17 protein-coding genes are annotated in these 18,828 nt (G+C 41.7%); 6 read left to right on the forward strand and 11 right to left on the reverse strand.

The genetic code is table 11. The annotated features are described in order from the left end of the window. Positions 1–88: 88 nt before the first annotated feature. On the forward strand, positions 89–1,720 hold the full coding sequence (locus JC525_RS05455; RefSeq protein ID WP_198814900.1) for an FMN-binding glutamate synthase family protein: 1,632 nt from the start codon (positions 89–91) through the stop codon (positions 1,718–1,720). 71 nt (positions 1,721–1,791) lie between these two features. Here JC525_RS05455 and JC525_RS05460 read toward each other — a convergent pair whose 3' ends face one another. After that, positions 1,792–2,265 (reverse strand): c-type cytochrome, encoded by a 474-nt coding sequence (locus JC525_RS05460; RefSeq protein WP_198814958.1) that lies wholly within the window; start codon positions 2,263–2,265, stop codon positions 1,792–1,794. 200 nt (positions 2,266–2,465) lie between these two features. On the opposite strand from JC525_RS05460, the gene JC525_RS05465 reads away from it, so the two are divergent. Together JC525_RS05465 and JC525_RS05470 are read left to right on the forward strand one after the other, a co-directional pair. Further along, on the forward strand, positions 2,466–2,888 hold the full coding sequence (locus JC525_RS05465) for a universal stress protein (protein ID WP_198814901.1): 423 nt from the start codon (positions 2,466–2,468) through the stop codon (positions 2,886–2,888). A 97-nt stretch (positions 2,889–2,985) separates the two neighbouring features. Then, positions 2,986–3,342 (forward strand): diacylglycerol kinase, encoded by a 357-nt coding sequence (locus JC525_RS05470; RefSeq protein ID WP_198814902.1) that lies wholly within the window; start codon positions 2,986–2,988, stop codon positions 3,340–3,342. A gap of 52 nt (positions 3,343–3,394) precedes the next feature. On the opposite strand, the gene JC525_RS05475 is transcribed toward JC525_RS05470, so the two are convergent. From JC525_RS05475 to JC525_RS05505, 7 genes are all read right to left on the reverse strand, one after another. Next, complete coding sequence (locus tag JC525_RS05475) at positions 3,395–3,745, reverse strand: hypothetical protein (protein ID WP_198814903.1); 351 nt, start codon at positions 3,743–3,745, stop codon at positions 3,395–3,397. 239 nt (positions 3,746–3,984) lie between these two features. After that, positions 3,985–5,187: a tyrosine-type recombinase/integrase gene (locus JC525_RS05480; RefSeq protein ID WP_233094998.1), complete on the reverse strand. Its 1,203-nt coding sequence runs from the start codon at positions 5,185–5,187 to the stop codon at positions 3,985–3,987. A 1,853-nt stretch (positions 5,188–7,040) separates the two neighbouring features. Continuing rightward, on the reverse strand, positions 7,041–7,793 hold the full coding sequence (locus tag JC525_RS05485; RefSeq protein ID WP_198814904.1) for a sporulation protein: 753 nt from the start codon (positions 7,791–7,793) through the stop codon (positions 7,041–7,043). A gap of 80 nt (positions 7,794–7,873) precedes the next feature. Continuing rightward, positions 7,874–9,172: a DUF2254 domain-containing protein gene (locus JC525_RS05490; RefSeq protein WP_198814905.1), complete on the reverse strand. Its 1,299-nt coding sequence runs from the start codon at positions 9,170–9,172 to the stop codon at positions 7,874–7,876. A 137-nt stretch (positions 9,173–9,309) separates the two neighbouring features. Next, entirely contained in the window at positions 9,310–9,456 is a 147-nt protein-coding gene (locus JC525_RS05495) for a DUF2256 domain-containing protein (RefSeq protein ID WP_198814906.1), read from the reverse strand. Next, positions 9,443–10,981 (reverse strand): cryptochrome/photolyase family protein, encoded by a 1,539-nt coding sequence (locus JC525_RS05500; RefSeq protein WP_198814907.1) that lies wholly within the window; start codon positions 10,979–10,981, stop codon positions 9,443–9,445. Before JC525_RS05500 ends, JC525_RS05495 begins: the two co-directional genes overlap by 14 nt. A gap of 3 nt (positions 10,982–10,984) precedes the next feature. Further along, on the reverse strand, positions 10,985–12,409 hold the full coding sequence (locus JC525_RS05505) for a cryptochrome/photolyase family protein (RefSeq protein ID WP_198814908.1): 1,425 nt from the start codon (positions 12,407–12,409) through the stop codon (positions 10,985–10,987). A 110-nt stretch (positions 12,410–12,519) separates the two neighbouring features. Here JC525_RS05505 and JC525_RS05510 point away from each other — a divergent pair, with 110 nt between their 5' ends. Together JC525_RS05510 and JC525_RS05515 are read left to right on the forward strand one after the other, a co-directional pair. Continuing rightward, positions 12,520–13,827 (forward strand): DASH family cryptochrome, encoded by a 1,308-nt coding sequence (locus JC525_RS05510; protein WP_198814909.1) that lies wholly within the window; start codon positions 12,520–12,522, stop codon positions 13,825–13,827. A 26-nt stretch (positions 13,828–13,853) separates the two neighbouring features. Then, positions 13,854–15,470, forward strand: coding sequence for a cryptochrome/deoxyribodipyrimidine photo-lyase family protein (locus JC525_RS05515; protein WP_233094999.1), 1,617 nt, complete (start codon positions 13,854–13,856; stop codon positions 15,468–15,470). On the opposite strand, the gene JC525_RS05520 is transcribed toward JC525_RS05515, so the two are convergent. Next, the gene (locus JC525_RS05520) at positions 15,467–15,754 is read right to left on the reverse strand and encodes a hypothetical protein (protein WP_198814910.1); all 288 of its coding nucleotides are present in this window, start codon (positions 15,752–15,754) and stop codon (positions 15,467–15,469) included. The genes JC525_RS05515 and JC525_RS05520 overlap by 4 nt on opposite strands. A gap of 206 nt (positions 15,755–15,960) precedes the next feature. Between JC525_RS05520 and fabA the strand changes: the two genes are divergently transcribed. Continuing rightward, a complete protein-coding gene (gene fabA, locus JC525_RS05525; protein WP_198814911.1) occupies positions 15,961–16,479 on the forward strand; it encodes a bifunctional 3-hydroxydecanoyl-ACP dehydratase/trans-2-decenoyl-ACP isomerase in 519 nt (172 codons plus the stop codon). 101 nt (positions 16,480–16,580) lie between these two features. Here fabA and rmf read toward each other — a convergent pair whose 3' ends face one another. Then, positions 16,581–16,757 (reverse strand): ribosome modulation factor, encoded by a 177-nt coding sequence (rmf, locus tag JC525_RS05530; RefSeq protein WP_198814912.1) that lies wholly within the window; start codon positions 16,755–16,757, stop codon positions 16,581–16,583. A 302-nt stretch (positions 16,758–17,059) separates the two neighbouring features. Continuing rightward, positions 17,060–18,817 (reverse strand): DUF3466 family protein, encoded by a 1,758-nt coding sequence (locus JC525_RS05535; protein ID WP_198814913.1) that lies wholly within the window; start codon positions 18,815–18,817, stop codon positions 17,060–17,062. Between the last annotated feature and the right edge of the window lie 11 nt (positions 18,818–18,828).

The raw sequence follows: 18,828 nt of genomic DNA on the forward strand, positions 1-18,828 counted from the left end.
ATGAAACTGGTTCGCTTATTTGGGTGTATTGATGATTGCAGTGAGCATAATATGTGCTGTGACATGCCGAATTAAAGAAGGAATTTGAATGCGATTTACTATATTAACGGTACTCTTACTACTTGTGGCTTTTAATGTGATTATTGGAGTACTGTGGGCACCAGTTTGGTGGTTCCTTCTGCTCTCCATTACTTTATTATTGTTTGGGTTACATGATGCGTTTCAGAATAAGCATGCAATCCTCAAAAACTTTCCACTAATCGGCCGAGTGAGATGGACTGTTGAGGGGCTGAGACCTTATATACAGCAATACATTATCGAAACAGACACCGGTGGTGCACCGATTTCAAGAATGTACCGTTCAATTGTTTACCAGCGTGCGAAAAATAGTCGAGAAACGGTACCTTTCGGTACACAACTCGACACTTATAAAGATGGATATGAGTGGATAGGTCACTCTTTGTCTGCACGAGAAGTAGAGGACATGGACGAAGACCCTCGAATAACGGTAGGGGGCCCGCATTGCAAGAAACCGTATAGTGCGAGTGTATTAAATATCAGTGCGATGAGTTTCGGCAGTCTATCAAAAAACGCCATACTTGCCTTAAATAAAGGAGCGGCAAAAGGAGGGTTTTATCACAATACGGGCGAGGGAGGTTTAACACCTTACCATCTAGAAAATGGCGGCGATATTGTCTGGCAAATTGGAACGGGCTATTTCGGATGTAGAAGTAAAGATGGCGGCTTTGAGCCTGATTTATTTAAAGAAAAAGCCAATCTTGACAGCGTTAAAATGATTGAGATAAAGCTGAGTCAAGGCGCAAAACCTGGTCATGGCGGAATTTTGCCAGCCTATAAAAACACCCCGGAAATTGCAGAAATAAGGGGGGTTGAACCAGGCACGCAGGTTGATTCACCGCCCAGACACAGCGCATTTTCAACGCCATTGGAAATGATTGATTTTATAACGCAATTAAGAGAACTCAGTGACTTTAAACCCATAGGTATTAAGCTAGCGTTAGGAAGAAAAAGTGAATTTATAGCTATGTGTAAAGCTATGGTTGAGAAGGGGGTTACACCCGATTTCATTACCGTCGATGGTGGTGAAGGAGGCACCGGAGCGGCACCTCTGGAGTATTCAAATTCTATCGGATTTCCTCTTCGCGAGGCGCTGGCGTTTGTTGATGACTGTTTAACGGGCTTTGGACTGAGAGACAAAATAAAAATCATTGCTTCGGGCAAGATTATTACCGCTTTTCAGTTAGCTAAAAATCTAAGTCTAGGTGCTGACATATGCAATAGCGCCAGAGGCATGATGTTGGCACTAGGCTGTGTACAGTCACTGTCGTGTAATACGAACAGGTGCCCAACCGGCGTTGCGACACAAGATCCCAAGCTTGCTAAGGGTCTGAATGTGCAGAATAAATATGAAAGGGTTTATCGGTTTCACAACAAAACCGTTCTTGCGTTGATGGATATTTTATCCTCTACAGGCCATATAAGCACAACTGAACTAAACAGAACTCATATTTTTAGAAGGGTCGATCAATGTCATGTGGCGCGCTACGATGAAATCTTTCCATTCGTTAAAACAGGCAGTTTTTTAACTGATGAGGTGCCTGACAGATTTAAATTACACTTCAAGGAAGCAAATGCTCAGAGCTTTATGCCTTGTAGCTTATTGGCTGAAATTGAAAAGGAAACAAAAGCTGTTTCTTAGTTTTAATCGATATTTTTTTACGTTAAGAATTAAAGCCCCAACCAAAGAGATGGGGCTTTATTTTTTACCGACTATTCAACGGGTTTGTCAGGAGTGCGCAGTTGATAAAGGCGGTAGTCACTTGTTCTATAGGGCGTGACTTTATATTTGGGTTGTAGGTATGCAACCAAATCGATTAGTTCTGACACCGTAAGTTCATCATTTACTACTCGCATTAATGATACGCCGTCTTCACTAGTAAAACTTGCTGGTTGACGAGGTGTGAGCTTATGTGAGGGGTTGATAATGCTGGTCACCAGCTCTCCATAGGTCTTAATTCGACCACTGCTACCACCTAGTGGTATTGCTTTTGCCAATAAATACTGTGCGTTTTCTGGCTCTTCTTCTCCAGCTATTCTATGGCAATCTTGACACCGATACTTTTCGAAAACTTGATAGCCTTTCTCCATATTACCCTCGGGTAGACTAAATCCTCTTGGTGAATTTGCGCCTTGTTCGCAGGCAAAAAGTAAGAGTGTAGCTAGTACTAATGCTGCAATTTTCATCATCAACTTCTCCCGTTAATGTTTAAATGTGAAGGTCACGCTTCTACGTTTCAACAATATGAGTATGGCTTATCTATGCGAACAAACATTGACCTAGCGCAATGTTAAACCAGATTCATCGGACTACTATCAAAGGGTAAATACTGAGAAGGCAGAACTGACGTTTCATATTTTCTCATTACACATTAAGGAGAAATCCCATGCAAAGCTATGACACTATTTTAGTACCAATCGACGTTTACTCAGATTATGAGTTAGTTGTTGAAAAAGCCATTGCTGTGGCCGGCAATAGTCATAAGATTCATCTTCTTTACGTTGCCTATCCTCAAACAACCATGGAACCATATGGATTGTTTTTAGAAAGAGACTTTTCCGAGGAAGTAAGAGAACAAGCGTTAAGGCAGTTAAAAGACGTAGCGTCAAAACACGATATTCCGTATAGCCATGTGAATGTAGAAATTGGATCGCCTGCCGATGAAATTCATCATATGGCAGAAAAAATAAATGCTGATCTTATCGTCGTGGGTACCCATGGACAAAGTGGGCTTCGCTTATTGTTAGGGTCTACGGCAAACGCCGTATTGCATGGCGTGAAAACTGATGTTCTTGCTGTAAAAGTATAATGCTAATTTTTAGCTATTGTTTGGTCTAAAAAGATTTTAGTCGTCATGTGGTCGTAATAAATGTTCGATAGCGTGATTTCATTTATGAGATCTAACGATGATGATAAAACGTTCGGGACTATCAAGAATTCTTTACGCCACCTATTATTCGATAAAAGGTTTAAGATCAGCGTTTGCGAGTGAAGCCGCAATAAGGCAAGAAATTTTCGTGATGTTGTTTCTCGTGCCGCTTGCTTTCTATGCAGATGTGAGCGGTGTAGAACGCATCCTGCTAATCATCTCGCTATTTGTTGTGCTAATAACAGAGCTTCTCAACACCGCCGTCGAAAAGCTCTGCGATCATGTATCAACAGATATTCATATACTCATCGGGAGAGCAAAAGATATTGGCTCAGCAGCAGTTTTTGTCAGTCTCTTACTGGCTGGATTTGTTTGGCTTACTATTTTATTGTGAATGGTAAAACAGAATTTCACCGAAAGAGATAGCCAAAATCACCCGCGTAAAACTACAGTGCCTTTATCTTTTTATCACAACACTCATTAACCAAAGTACGAATAGTGCTGTCTAGATTTTTGATGTGAGAATAGTGAAGTGACGTCTCGCCGCCAATGTTAATGTCTTTTATAGTGAACACCACATCCTCGTCACGAGATGTGACACATATTCGAACGAAATCTTCAGACTGTGCCAGTGGAACATGAAGATAAAGTGGCTCGTTGTGTGAATTTAAATATTCCACCGCAGCTTCTTTCGTTTTGAAAGGGTCTTGTTTTTCTGGTTGGATATGCCACGAAGAAGAAGGGACGACCAGTTCTGCGAGTAATTTTCCGTGCTTGGTATCAATTCCACTGCTCATGTAAAACTCCTTTATTTAAAAACAACAACGCGCTTGATTTGAAGGTGATTACCATCAATACATTGACGCAAATTTGTATCTACATTTAGGTACGCAATGAATGCGACTTTAGGTTCAATAATAAGATGATGAGAGAGAAGAGGGCGGTCGCGCTGGGCGTTGGTTTTGTCAGATGCGCGTTACGCGTTACTTTACTACTACTATAAAATAAAGATGTTATCCATTGATGTGATTCTCTATCATCGTTTTCTTTTAGCTGACAGCTTAGCCATACCACCACGTTTAACATTAGCTTGTTTAGTGTAGTGGCCCGGCATTTCTGGTGACTGCCAGCCACCCGCAAGCTGCAACTCTGGAAGAGATGCCCCGTCTTCCGCGAGTGAGACTGCACCACCAACGCGCCCGCTGTGAGGCGTAATACTTTCTGTTATTCCTGCTCGATGTGCTATTCGCTGCCAAATCCTATAAACACTGGAGTAATTCAATACGTTCGCCATCTGATTAGGCATATTTTCATCAAACGGTAAAAGCGCCGTTTTATGATTTGTTAGGCGCCGAAAAAGAATACCTTTGTGTAAACCACGTAGGTCTGTTAAATGACGAGGCTGTTTGGTTTTCGGGTCAAGATTAGCCTCATTAATATACTCTTGAATCATAGAAATTGTACTTGAAGAAACAAACCTATATTGGCCTTGACCAGATTGATCACTTTTGGAAGAGACTACAAGCAACGTATTGTTACGAGAAGATATGTGTTCGACACAAACTCGAACTAATTCGTCTGCTCGTAACAAAGCATCGAACATAAGATTAATGATGGCGATGTCTCTCAACTCTAGAAGAGAATCAGGAATGATGGCGTTATTAATCTGTTCAAGCATTTCAATGGTAAGTGGTACTGCTTGCTTATGGGACAAACGATATTTTCGATTCTCTATTAGCGACAAGCGAATAAAGTCTCTTAGATATGCTGAGCGTACGATTGGATTTGGAAGTTTTGCAACCCCAAGAAATTTACTCAGAGCAGAAAGGCGACGCTTGATAGTTCTGTAGGCGAGGGGGGACCGGCATAACTCATCCACATACAGCTTGATACATGCTTCATTGTGAGTGAAGTCACTAGTAAAACCTTGTATACCAGATTGTTTGCAAAAAATAGCAAACTCATTGTAATCACTAATATAAGCTCGTTGCGTGTTATACGGCAGTTTAGTAAAAATATCATGGTAATAATGTTCAAAGTTTTGCGCTGAAGAGACGTCACCAGGTGTGATAAGTTGAGCATTCAAATTGAGAGTACTGTTGTTTTCGGTATAGTTAAAACCTAGGATTTCTTCTTGCTGTGTATCGGCGGTATCTTTGTCCTGCCGGTAAACATTACTACTGGGCGCACCCGTCGACTTTTGCGGTAAAAATCGTGAAGTATCTTGTTTATAGGACATTAATGAGCCTTTACTGACAATAATGATAACGACAATGAAGCAAAAATGATTAGATAGTTAAAACCATATATTATTGATTTATAACGAAATTCACGCATGATAACTGTAATTATCATGCGTGAAAAACCTAACACTGGTTAGATTCTATCCGATACCACTAGGCGCGCTGGCGGCAAATTCAGTACTTCTCTTTTCGATACCTGGCACTCTATCATATCACTGTATAATTAAACAGTGTTTGTAGTCTTGTCCTCGACGGCGTTGAATAAATGTATCATTTAGGCTGCTTTTGCCTGTTATTTGTCTATTTCTCATCGTGTGCTACGTAAAATCTACAAGGCAATCCCGCTGGTTTTTATTCAGATTTCACGTAGCGTCGCCTGAAAAATGAGCGTTTACTTTCACTCTTAACTCAACATCATTCGTTACAAGGCCGCCAGCGCTTGTTGCTCCTAAAGTAAGCACGCATAGATCATGCATATAGGCCAAGGCCTGAATCGCCCTTCAGGTGAGCAACCCTATAAACGAAGCCGTTTGCAAGGAATATGTGGGATAGGTGACCGATACACTATTGCGATTATCAAATACAAAAGCCATTCGAATTTAAGTGTTTGACTACTTTAAAGGCAAAGATCCTAATCGGTTATGGTTAAATTAAATTGTGACGAATAAGAGATTTAAGCTACCACGTTAACGTTCAAAATTACGGCGAAACGCTAATGTCGATATTCGTTTGTTTAAACAATCAATCTAACAAGCAGTGATAACAATATAGATTATTGTTCTAGTGTGGCTAATTGCAAAACTTTAAAACGACTCAACTTTTTACGAGCGACTCTTCATTTTCGGCCCGCATAAATTAAGCAGCGCTTCTTTGAAATAACCAAGATAACGTTAGCAATCTTCTAAATAGATTTTTATTTCGTATGCTTTACATCGTCGTATAAAGCAAATAAAACCCAAGTAATGTAAAAGTTAAATCATAAAATATCACGACTAATAGCTTTACTATAAAGCATTAATTTCTCAAATTTGTCACTCAACTTATCCATATAGCGAGAGAAATAGAGCTATGTATATTTTGAATACATTAAGCAACAAAAGGGGCGCTTAATTATTTTTATGGCTGCAGAACCCACACATTTATTAACTATCAATATTTAACCGCACGTATCACATTGCACACTCACTTGATTATTTAATCCCATATTCTATTTAACATAATATACATTATGCGCAATTGAGTATATGGACGATGAGGACGCTGATGTCGCTCTATCTGGTTGGTTTGTTGGCTGTGATTACTTACAGACTTTTATGCGTGGCCGCTGTGTTGGCTCTGAGTTTTGTTTTGGGCTTGTGCGTAAACGTCTAACTTACGTCGGTGTTTTTAATTTAAAACTGCTCAGATGATTTGATTTAGGTGTAATAAACATAATCGTACGCTACGTGAAATCTGCAGTATGATTACCCTGATTTTTCGATTTTATTCACGTAGCGCACGATTATCATTTCACTATTTTGGAAGCACTTAGACACGATGATTTTGTTTGATGCTTTACTGATATGTGAATTTTCAGTCAGCAATTAACTAGATTGATTATCTAAATATAAATTAGCCAATAACAGTAATTAAATCGTAAGAGTATTAAGTTGTAGATATATTTATGTGTAAAAAAGTCAGTTTTTCTATAAGTTTTAGTGAACATGATTAGTGTATAGAAGCAAAATATCTTCGCGTTATTTGAAGATTTCTTCGGTTAGTGACGTGTAAGCTTATAAACAAATCATACTGAATAACTAAGCATATAAAGCCGAATAAAGATTAAGTTACTCGGCTCCTTGTCATGAATTTAGCCTAGAAGTGGCTCGATATAATGACGGACTGATTCAGAAGTACTGCAGTTATTTGGTATAGAGATGCTTTTATAGCCATCACCTAAAAAAGCTCGATCGATTTCAATTAACACACCAGTTTCAGTGCCATTATCAACAAAGGTAACCTCTAGCTCTCTGGCACCGAATAAGCTTCGCGATTCTGGTTTGAATTCGTACTCTTGATAACAAGGTAAATGCGATACGAAATCATGAGCGCGGACTCGACCAAATTCTATATCAGATTTGAATAATCGATATCCGCTGTCAGAAATGAATTTCAATACCGCTAATTGAGTTTTAGACGGCACTATAGTCAGGCTATCCTTATCGCTAGCGTCTAAACCAGACTTAATATCTAACCCTGTTTGCAACCATACCTTGCCAATTTGATGACCAAATAAATAAGTTGCGGGTACTTCTGGATGCAAATCTAATGTGAGCTGTTTAGTGACGGTTTCGCCTGGTTGTATCGATAAATTGAACGATTGGTTCCAACTTTGCAGAATGACACTCTTATTGTATTTGACTTCATTGTCGCCTAAATCAGCTTCAGTTTTAGCGCTCGCCATAACGGCAAACTCTAATCCCTGAAGCTGTTGTTCGACGTCTCCGCCTTGGATGACAACTTCAATATCAAATGGTTTCCCTGCCTGTAAACTGTCTGAAAGCAACAGAGTATCGACTTTAGCCTTGCCAATCCCCACGCTGGCCAAAATTTGCTTAAACATACGAATCTCCTTACGTTTTACTAACGGGTAAACATATTAGCATCGCACATAAAGCACAACTATGAGATTGTAAGGATTCATTAATCTGAACTTTGGTTGATACACTTTCTAAGTCTCTCAATATCGTCTGAGAAGGCTAAAGCCTGCTCACTTCTTTTAAAGCTTTGTGTTGCAAAATGTGTAGCTGATTCGCTAAAACTACTACTTTTATCAAAACAATTGCTAATAGCATTGAGTGACTTTTGAATGTGAATAGCGACTTCTATATTAGCAGCACCATCTCGGCTAATGCTGGTATAAGCGTCGTCAAATAAGTCTTGAATTGATAATTCTGGTACTGATACACGGTCGTACTGATATTCCTCTCTCTTAAGTTCATCTTCGGCCGGTGGTGTGGTTTCAGAGTTTTGCCACAATAGTAATAGTCTGGTAACACTCCTAATAATACTAATGGCTGTACCATGATCATTGATTGCTGGTGAAAGTGCTCGCGAAGCGATTTCCGCTAGCACCACAAAACCAAATCGAGGATCAGCTTCGAAGGACCGTTCCTCCGAAATTGTATATGCCTGCTCGATACTCTCTACATCATCTTTCCTATTTACGTAGGCAAGTACCTTATCGGGAGTAACGAATTCTCCCGGAAGCATATTTACAATAACAAAAGCGTCGTTTTCACTGGCCCATTGCTGAATTCGCGCTATATCGATAAGTTGAATATACCCTACTCGCTGACTGAAAACAGGATGTGTCCCCTGCCCTTTAATTTTTGATTGTGACACTTCCCCTGAAGGAACGGCCCCTAGGCAGGGCGATTTAATTCGGTTTTCGATTGCCCTTTGTGTAGCTTTTTCGACCTTTAATATTGTAGAGCCCACACGACCCAGCCGCGCAACGCTATCTACCCATCGAATGAACGTTAGAATTACCATCGCAAAAGTCAAGCTCGTTAAGCAAAACAAGATGAAGAGCCCTGCTTCATTAAAAAATGTATGGCTTATTGCGGTAAGGGCAACTGCACTATAAATAAAGGCACCAATAAATACAGAAAGCGCATTTTGCGACACGTCATCGGAAATAATTAAACTAAGTGAACGCGGTGTGGAAGATTGGCTTGCCGAGGCGTAAGCATTTACCATGGTCCCAGCGGAAAAGGTTGCGATGACCATCATGCTAGATGCCATTATAGACAGTAACGTTTCGACAGATTCTGCTTTTACTTCGGGTATATGCTCGGCAAGCGATGTGCCATCGGCAATCTTTGCCACAAATACAACCATTAGCGATAACATGCAGAAGCCGAGTGGTTTGACCCAAAGCTTTTCCTTAAAGCTGTATATGAGAAATCGTAGTCGATCAACGGTGATAGGTGCTTCCACAACACTCTCCTTGTTGTTTGTCTTATACGAGTTTATACGTATTTGTGCAGTTAAATGATTAACCTACGTAAACGTGCAACCTAAATCATTTCGATTGGCTGAGAAGTTCATGGCCTGCGGCTAATAGGTTCTGTTTTCTAAGACGCTTGCGCACTACGCTTGTTGCCAGCACAACGTTTTGAACAGTACCGCACGTGCTCCCAGTTTCTTTCCCACTTTTTTCGCCATGTGAACGGCCTTTGACAGATCGGACACACTTTCGTCGGTAAGTCAGACTTCTTCATTTCTTGTTAACTTTGACAAAAAGGTCGCGGCGTCCTGTTTCATTGTTTCTATGTTCTCTTCTCTCATCCGTCCATAAGTTTTATAAATCATTGCCATACGATGATTATTGCTAAGCTTTTCTTTATGCTTATCAATAAAATGCCAATAAAGATAGTTGAATGGACACGCTTTTGGCCCCGTTTTCTTCGAAACCTGATAACCACAATTTTTGCAGTAATTAGACATTTTATTAATGTAGCTACCGCTAGCCACATAGGGTTTGCTTGCCAAATTACCGCCGTCACTATACAAAATCATGCCAGCTACATTGGGTAGTTCAACCCATTCATAGGCATCGGCGTAAACCAATAGATACCAGGCTTGAACCTCTTCAGGACTTAACTCGGTAAGCAGACTAAAGTTCCCTATAACCATCAGTCGTTGAATGTGATGGGCATACGCGTTTTTCTGGGTCTCTTTTATGCACTGACGCATACAATTCATATTGGTTTGTCCGTCCCAGAAGAACGAAGGTAGTGCCCGGCTGTTGTTGAAGTAGTTATCAGTTTTTAGGCCCGGCATGAAATGCCAATAAAAACCGCGCACGTATTCTCGCCAACCCAGAATCTGACGAATAAAGCCTTCTGCCGAATTTAAAGGAACCTGCCCCGCGTGATATGCTTCCTCAGCTGCCTGGATAGCTTCCTTCGGCGTTAGCAGGCCACAGTTTAAATAAAAACCAATGTGCGAATGATATAACCAGGGCTTACCTTCCACCATAGCGTCTTGGTACTGGCCAAAGTTAGGTAAGCGTTCATCTATGAAAGTATTGAGTACGGCTAGCGCATCCTCACGGGTAACCGCAAAATGAAAATCTTCAATTTCACCGAAATGCGCTTCGAAATTGGTCTTAACGAGCTCAATGACTTCGGAGGAAATGTCATCTGGTTTGAACACTGTGTGCTTAGGTACTTGATGTGTCTCAGGCATAGATTCACGGTTTTGCGCGTCATAGTTCCATTTTCCGCCTATTGGATTTTTTCCATCCATTAACACATTATGTTTGCGCCGCATTTCACGATAAAAGAACTCCATTCTAAGCTGCTTTTTACCCTCAGCCCATGAACTAAACTCTTCAGGCGTTGCCAAAAAGCGGTTGTCCTCACAAATGGTTACCGGAATGCCAAGTACACTTTGCCACTGCTCCATACTTTTAAGTAGCCGGTATTCACCTGGCGACGTAACTTTAACGTCAGTGAAACTTTGCGATGCAAGTGAATACTTTACTTGCTCCAGTAAACTGCCCTTGTTCTCTTCATCGTCATAATGAACATAGTTAACGTTATAGTTGCTATCCTGCAAATGCTTCGCAAAGTGACGCATAGCACTAAATAAAAAAGCAATTTTCTTCTTGTGGTGCTTAACGTAAGTGGCTTCTTCGCGCACTTCTGCCATTAAAATCGTGTCTTTCGTTTTACGCGCATTAGCGATGGCGGGTAAGGTGTCAGTAAGCTGGTCGCCTAAAACTAAAATAAGTGATGCCATACCCTACTCTTTTATTTCCTGAAACGCATCTAAGGCACGCTGGCGGGATGCTTTTAAATCGACAATGGGTTTCGGATAATGCTTGCCTAATTCAATTCCCGCGTCTTTCAAAATGGCTGAGGGTGCTTCCCAAGGTTTATGAATATATTTATCTGATAAACCATTAAGCTCAGGGCAATATTTACGCACATAGGTACCCTTTTTATCGAATTTTTCACCTTGTAACACAGGGTTAAATACTCTGAAGTAAGGTGCAGCGTCCGCTCCAGAGCCAGCTACCCATTGCCATCCCGCACTGTTGCTCGCTAAATCAGCATCTAACAAGGTATCCCAAAACCAGCGTTCACCTTCGTGCCAGTCAAGCAGTAAGTTTTTCACCAAAAATGAACCAACAACCATGCGTATGCGATTATGCATATAGCCCGTTTGCCATAATTCTCTCATGCCTGCATCGACGATAGGTATACCCGTCTTTCCTTGTTGCCATGCTTTTAATGCTTTAGCATCAGTGCGCCAAGGAAACTTATCGAACTTATCGTTGAAGTTTTTATTTGGAAGCGTAGGAAAGTGAAACAGTAAATAGTAGCTGAACTCACGCCAACCCAATTCACTTAAATAGGTTTCGATACTTTTATCTTCACTATTACCAAACTTATCTTTGATGGCGTACCAAACTTGATTGGGCGATACTTCACCAAAATGTAGATGTGGAGATAGGCGTGACGTGCCGCGTGCAGATGGAATGTCGCGACCATCTTTATATTTTCTCGCAGAGTTCTCGATAAAATCAGATAAGTTGTCAGCGGCGCCATCTTCGCCGGGTGACCATTCTTTAGCGATAGTCTCATCCCACTTAATGCTAGGCAATAATGCCAATGATGCTAATTGGTCACCTTCACTTTTCACGTCAGCGTAGGTAATTCGTGCTGGAGGTGCTTTGGGGTAGCGCGGTTCTTCAACTTGTAAACAGCCATTTTTGTAATAGGGAGTGAAAACGCGGTACGGCGTACCGTCTTTTTTCAGTACCTTCATAGGTTCCCACAATAAACTACCATTACAGCTATGTGCTTCAAAACCCTCGTCTATAAGATGCTTTTTGAGTGCTTTATCACGGTTTATCTGCCATGGCTCATAACAGCGGTTCCAAAAAATAGAGGTCGCGTCGAACGTCTTCATTAACCCAGGAATAATAGTTTGCGGGTCGCCTTTGAAGATCTGTAAGTGACCGTTTAATCGCTTGTTCAACGACTCAAGTGAATGATGAAGCCACCACTGGCTTGCACCGCCAGGAAGCCTGCCGTCAGGCGCATTGTCATCATAGATATAAATAGGAACGATTTTGCCCATATCACAGGCTGCATTTAATGCGGGGTTATCTTTTACGCGAAGGTCTTGTCGGAACCACATGATGCTTGTAGGAACGGTCACTTTTTTTCCTTTTTCACTGCACTTAATTTGAATTATTTTCGTAGTGTTAGATGTACGTACGATTTTAGATTCTGGATCCGACAAAAAACGAAAAAGCGTGACAAATTAGTATGATAAATAACCAGCGAGAAAGTGAACATACAAACGATGTTCGCAGAGGTTTGTTTTGGTTTCGACACGACCTAAGACTTCACGACCAACCAGCGATACTAAAGCTTTGTGAAGAAGTATCAGAGATAACATTTGCCTATATATTGGATGAACAACATATTCTTCCCAACGAATTTGGCTTTTCGCCAATGGGTGAACACAGGCATACATTTCTACTTCAGACCCTAAGCGATTTAGAGCAATCACTTAATAAATATGGTCATAAACTAGTGGTGTTGAGAGGTAAAACAGCTGACTGTTTAGTTAACCTTCTACGAGTCGGTGACTATACCCACTTAGGTGTAAGTCAGCATTGCGGTTATAACGAAACTGCTCAACTTAATACCGTAAAACGCTTCTTTGATAGATTAACGGTGATAGAAACCGCAACTTACGGCCTTTTCGACGTTAATAGTTTTCCTTTTTCGATTGAAGATATGCCTGATGTATTTAGTCCATTTCGCAGAAAAGTAGAAAAGCACTGTGAACCACTACCAGTGGCTAAAACGATATCACAGTTGCCGAAACCTTACGCGCCTGAAGTTGAGCAGCAATATCGCTTTGAGATAAACGTAGAGCTGCCCGCTTCGCCAAGCCATACTTTTGTTGGTGGCGAAAAAGCTGCGCTTTCTCACTTGAATCGCTACCTTTTTGATTGGCATGCGGCCGCAACCTATAAAGAAACACGAAATGCGCTGGATACATGGGAGCATAGCACTAAACTCTCTGCGTGGTTAGCGAACGGCTCCTTATCTGCTCGCGAAGTAGTTAGGCAAGTTAAAGAATTTGAACAAACTATTGAAAAAAATGACTCCACCTACTGGATTTATTTTGAGCTCTTATGGCGTGAATTTTTTCATTGGTTGCAGTGTAAGTATGGGGTTAAGTGGTTTCGCTTCAGTGGAATCCAAGGTAAAACGCCTTCAACCAAACACGACCCAGAAACCTTTACTCGTTGGTGTGAAGGTAAAACAGGTTATCCTATTGTAGACGCCTGTATGCGTCAGCTTTCTGAGACCGGCTACATGTCAAATCGAGGACGTCAATTAGTTGCTAGCTGCTTTGTACACGAACTTCGCCAAGACTGGCGCTATGGCGCTGCATGGTTTGAGCATCAACTCATCGACTATGATGTAGGCAGTAACTGGGGAAACTGGTTATACCTTGCCGGTGTTGGGAGCGACCCTCGTGGCCACAGACAGTTTAACTTGCAGAAGCAAACTGATACTTACGATCCACACGGCAATTTTCGCGATAAGTGGCTTTAGTTCATACGTTTATGCCGACCGCCAATATGAAACCAGCGGTAACCGTAGTATGGCTAAAAAGAGACTTGCGCTTGCGCGACCACGAACCGCTTTTCCGAGCGGCAATGGCCAATGAGCGCGTACTGCTGTTGTACTGCTGGGAGCCTTCACTTTTAAGAGACCCCCACATGAGCGAGCGCCACTGGCGCTTCGTTCAACAAAGTCTCGACGATATAAACCGACAGCTGCCAGAAAATATCACCGTCCTCTCACTGCACGCAGAAGTCGTGGAAGCGCTTGAATATATTTCTCATTTTTTCTTTATTTCTTTGGTTAGGAGTTACCAAGAAATCGGTCTAAAGGTTACGCATAACCGTGACAAACAAGTATTTAAGTATCTGAATGAAAAAAGAATACCGTTTATTGAGTCATCTTATGGTGCTGTAATACGCGGATTGCCTCACCGTTCAGAATGGCAGTCAAACTGGGAACGTCATTTCTCTGAACCTACGTTTGATTTCGAGATTAATCATGTGAATTGGATAGACTGGCGAGCCAATACGAAAATAGATATCGCAGAGCAAACACTCAGCGAGTTATTGGCATCACATAGTTCTCGGATTGACAGCTCTCATAAAGATGAGCAAGCTCCACGTTATGTCGTGCAAGATGAACTGCAAATAAATATCGTGGGTATGCAACCAGGTGGTGAACGTCGCGCTTGGCAGGTGCTGAAAGATTTTTTCAATCATCGGGGACAGTTTTACCACCAACATATTTCACAACCCGAATATGCGAGAAGGGCGTGTACACGATTGAGCCCTTATTTAGCATGGGGCAACATTTCTATTAAGCAGGCCTATCAAAGCGTTCAACTGCAAAAGCAGATAAAAAAATCGCTTTCGGAAGAAGATAAAAAGAGATGGGTTCGCGCCCTTTCTGCCCTAACCTCGAGGCTGCATTGGCATTGCCACTTCATTCAAAAGTTCGAGAGTGAATGCAGCATTGAATGGCGACCAATGAATAGCGCATACGAAACGTTTCCTTATATTGACGGTCCGGAAGCTGATCGGCGTTTCCATTATTGGAGCATTGGACAAACGGGTTACCCTCTTGTTGATGCGTGTATGCGTGCGTTAAAACATACGGGATATCTCAATTTCCGAATGCGCGCTATGGTCACTAGCTTTCTATGTCACCATTTAAATGTTCACTGGCTAAAGGCTGCCCACTATTTGGCGACACAATTTTTAGATTTTGAACCGGGTATTCACTATCCGCAAATTCAGATGCAGGCGAGCGTTACCGGCATCCACACCGTTCGGCTATACAATCCTGTTACGCAATCAAAAAAGCTAGACCCTGACGGCGTGTTTATTAAAAAATGGATACCAGAGCTCTCTGTGCTGCCAGGTGACACCGTGCACGCGCCTTATCTACTTCCACCCCTTGAGGCGGTAATGCTTGATTTTGAGCTTGGTAGGGATTACGTTTCTCCCATTATCGATATAACAGAAAATAATCGAGCTACGGCAAAACGGTTATGGGACTATCGAGAACGGGATGACGTGCTCAAAGAAGCGAAGCGTATTGTTCAGCGACATACTTTGCAGAATAGCCCTAGTCGAACATGGCTGAAAGCTAAGGCAAATAAAAATGCCTAACGGTTATTTTTTCTAAGCCACTCATTGAGCAACTTTATTTGACCGCACTTGTATGCGGCATACATTAATCGCATGGCATTCGACATGGCTTCGCTGTCTGTCCATCCGGTTTTGTCACGAATTTCATCGTAACACGCTTTGGCTTCGGGGCTAACGTAACCTCTAACTAATTTCTTGCCTGCATCTTTCTGTCTTTCTCTAAAACGACGCTGTTTGTCGGCGTTTGCTTTTGCTTTATCTGTCGAACTACGCTTGTAGAGCTTTTTTGTTGTTTCTTCTGTCATAGTTTTCACACGAAATTACGTTATTGTAGATCTAAAGATAATTGCTGTATAAATATCATGCAATCAGTGCGATATTTGTTCGAGCCTAATAACTACAGCTATAGTAGCACGCGTTTTTCTTTAGAAAAACGACTGTTCAGAGTTGTTTAGCTTACAAGTGTTCGCTAGATTAACAGCATCATTTTAATAACAACATCGAGTTGGGAATGTCAGAGAAGAAAAATAGTTTTAATAAAGAAGATTTACTAGCGTGCAGCCGTGGTGAAATGTTTGGTCCTGGTAACAGCCAGCTTCCCGCGCCCAATATGCTTATGATGGATCGCGTCGTATCGATTACCGAAGATGGTGGCGAATATGGTAAGGGCGAAATTATCGCTGAGTTGGATATTACCCCTGACCTATGGTTCTTTGACTGCCACTTCCCCGGCGATCCGGTAATGCCAGGCTGTTTGGGCTTAGATGCTATGTGGCAATTAGTCGGCTTCTTCTTAGGTTGGAGCGGAGGTCCGGGCAAAGGGCGTGCATTGGGTGTAGGCGAAGTTAAATTTACAGGTCAGATATTGCCGACCGCTAAAAAAGTAACCTACAAGATTACTATGAAACGCGTTATTAAGCGCAAGCTGTTCATGGGAATGGCAGACGGTTCGGTAGAAGTCGATGGCCGAGAAATCTACGTCGCCAAGGATTTAAAAGTTGGGCTTTTTCAAGATACGTCCAATTTCTAAGGTTTAAGGCGGCTAACTACCTTAAAGGTGATGCCTGAAACACAAAAAAGCCCCAAAATGGGGCTTTCCTTTTTGCATAATCAGTTCATAAAAGAGAAGTGTTACTTAACACTTAGACCTAAGTGCCTGTCTTCTACTGCCTCACGCCACCCACCTAACCACTGTGAACGAGCATCGGTTTGTTGAAATGGACATATTTCTTTCGAGCGACCGCTAATACCAGCTTGATAGCCTTTTGCATGTGCGCGTGTCAGTTTATCTCTTTTTTGTCTTTTCATTGACTAGCCTCTTTTGTTTGTTGAATGTACAACAAATCATTTTCTCGAGCGCTCTACATCATTTCGGTTGATAGTGCCGGAAAAGTTATTGCGTACACTACTTTGATAGTGCAATTATCAAAATGGTTCAAGAAAAATAAAAAATTAAAGGGCTTGACTTTATATAAACAAATGAAGTTTATATGAAATTTATGTTACATTTTTTATGCATAAATATGTCACTATTTACTATATTTAGGCATAAAAAAAAGCCACAAGATTGTGGCTTCTTCATATCAGAATAAATGCTGATCCGTTTATTGCTATTTTTTTAAACGTCTGCGAATAAATGCTGCTGTAAACAAGCCAAACATTGCAAACCAGCCTGTAGAAGCACCACTGCGTTCAAAGGGTTGCTCATCTTCTGGTACTTCACACTCGTCGATAGAGCCATTAGCAATAGGTGATAGCTTAACTGCAACAATGGTGTCAACGTCCACAGTTTCTCCGTCTGAGTTAATTATGTCGTTGCCAGTAACGTATTTACTTGTCGCCTTGATACGCGCGTTCGCAATTATCTCGTTGTTATCGTTGATATCAACCGCTTCAAGCAATTCATAATTGTTGTCACAAGACACGAGATCATTAAGATTAATGAACTCTTCAGTATCAATGTTATACATAAAAGCGGCGGTTTCTCGAAGGGTGTCACTAGTCGCGTCAACATCGGCTTTACCAACAACAATATTTTTGTTGTTTATCGCGTTTGCCGTTACACCAGCACTGGAGAAGAAGCCTGCCGGATATTGCTGCTCTTGCGTATCCAGATTGTAAACAAATAAGCGAGAGCGCGCGATATCACTCTGAGAGCGAAGTACCGCACCCGTTACCCAATTTTCATCGTTTATTGCAATCGCTTGGCTAAGCAGATTCTCTTCTCTTGGAAGAAGCTCAATGGTTTCACCGTCTCTAAATACAGTAGCGACACGCTCACTTTCAGATAATCCAGACTGGTTTGGACGAGTAATAGTGACTCTGTCACCCGTTAGCCCCTCTCCCACGGCAATGCCTTGGCTATTTATGTCATAGGCATAGGTATAGTAGTGGCGCTCATCGTCTTCGTCTGGTTCAAAAAGTAAAGGATAGGTTTCTGTACTAATCACATCACCATTAACGTCAACTTGCCAAATGGTGGCATTGACTTCAGAAAGTAAAACGAAGCCAGGTAAATAATTCGATGAGGTGTTAATGAAATAGTTCGAAATTCGCGGCACAGCAAAATCGCCGTTGTACACGGTAAATAAGCAACGTCCCTCGGACTGATCACCTCTAAGCTCATCATCTGTACACGTCGCTATCGCCTCGTCTACGTCTTCGCGAAAGCTCACGGTACTAAACCCAGCTACCTGGAGATTTTCGTTAACCGCGCGGGCTGAAGCAAAACCGCCAGCAGTGGTGTCAACCGCCGGAAGGACTTTCGTTACGCCTGATGCTTGAACAAACCCCTGTTGTGCCGATTCTGGATAGGTGTAGTTAATGGTATCGCCATTCTCGTTTTCATATGAGTCTAAAACCACTAACCCAGTAGAATCACCAACGATGAAGTTGCCGTTTAAACTGTCCCGGCCAGTTACTTCAACTGACTGCGTATAGTCATCAAACTTTTCAGTTACTTCATCTAGACCTGGTACAAGTGAGATATCCTGCGTGTCAGTGACATAGGTTCTGAAAGACGCGAGTTTCTGCCCTTGTATACCCGTTGTATTTTGCAAAAGGTAATTAACAATTGTCGTGTAATCTATGTCAGAAAAAATGCCCTGTCGAACATCTTCTTCATTCTCTAACCTTTCAGCGAACTGGTCAAAAAAGGTGGTGTCTTCCTCAAGTTGCTCAACATCGACAGGCGGGTTGTATTCAAGCTGCACAACAGACAGCATTTTTCCCGAGTTATCGATGGAACGAGCGAAATTATTTCTAGCGGTATCCTGTAAAGGAAGAGGCGTAACGGAATAGGTCGCGGCCATTGCCGAAACACTTCCTGTTGCCAACAGAACGGCGGCGGCAAGCTGAGTTCGTTTCATTTAAAATCCTA

This window comes from Alteromonas sp. IB21, from assembly GCF_016405965.1.
GTDB lineage: Bacteria > Pseudomonadota > Gammaproteobacteria > Enterobacterales > Alteromonadaceae > Alteromonas.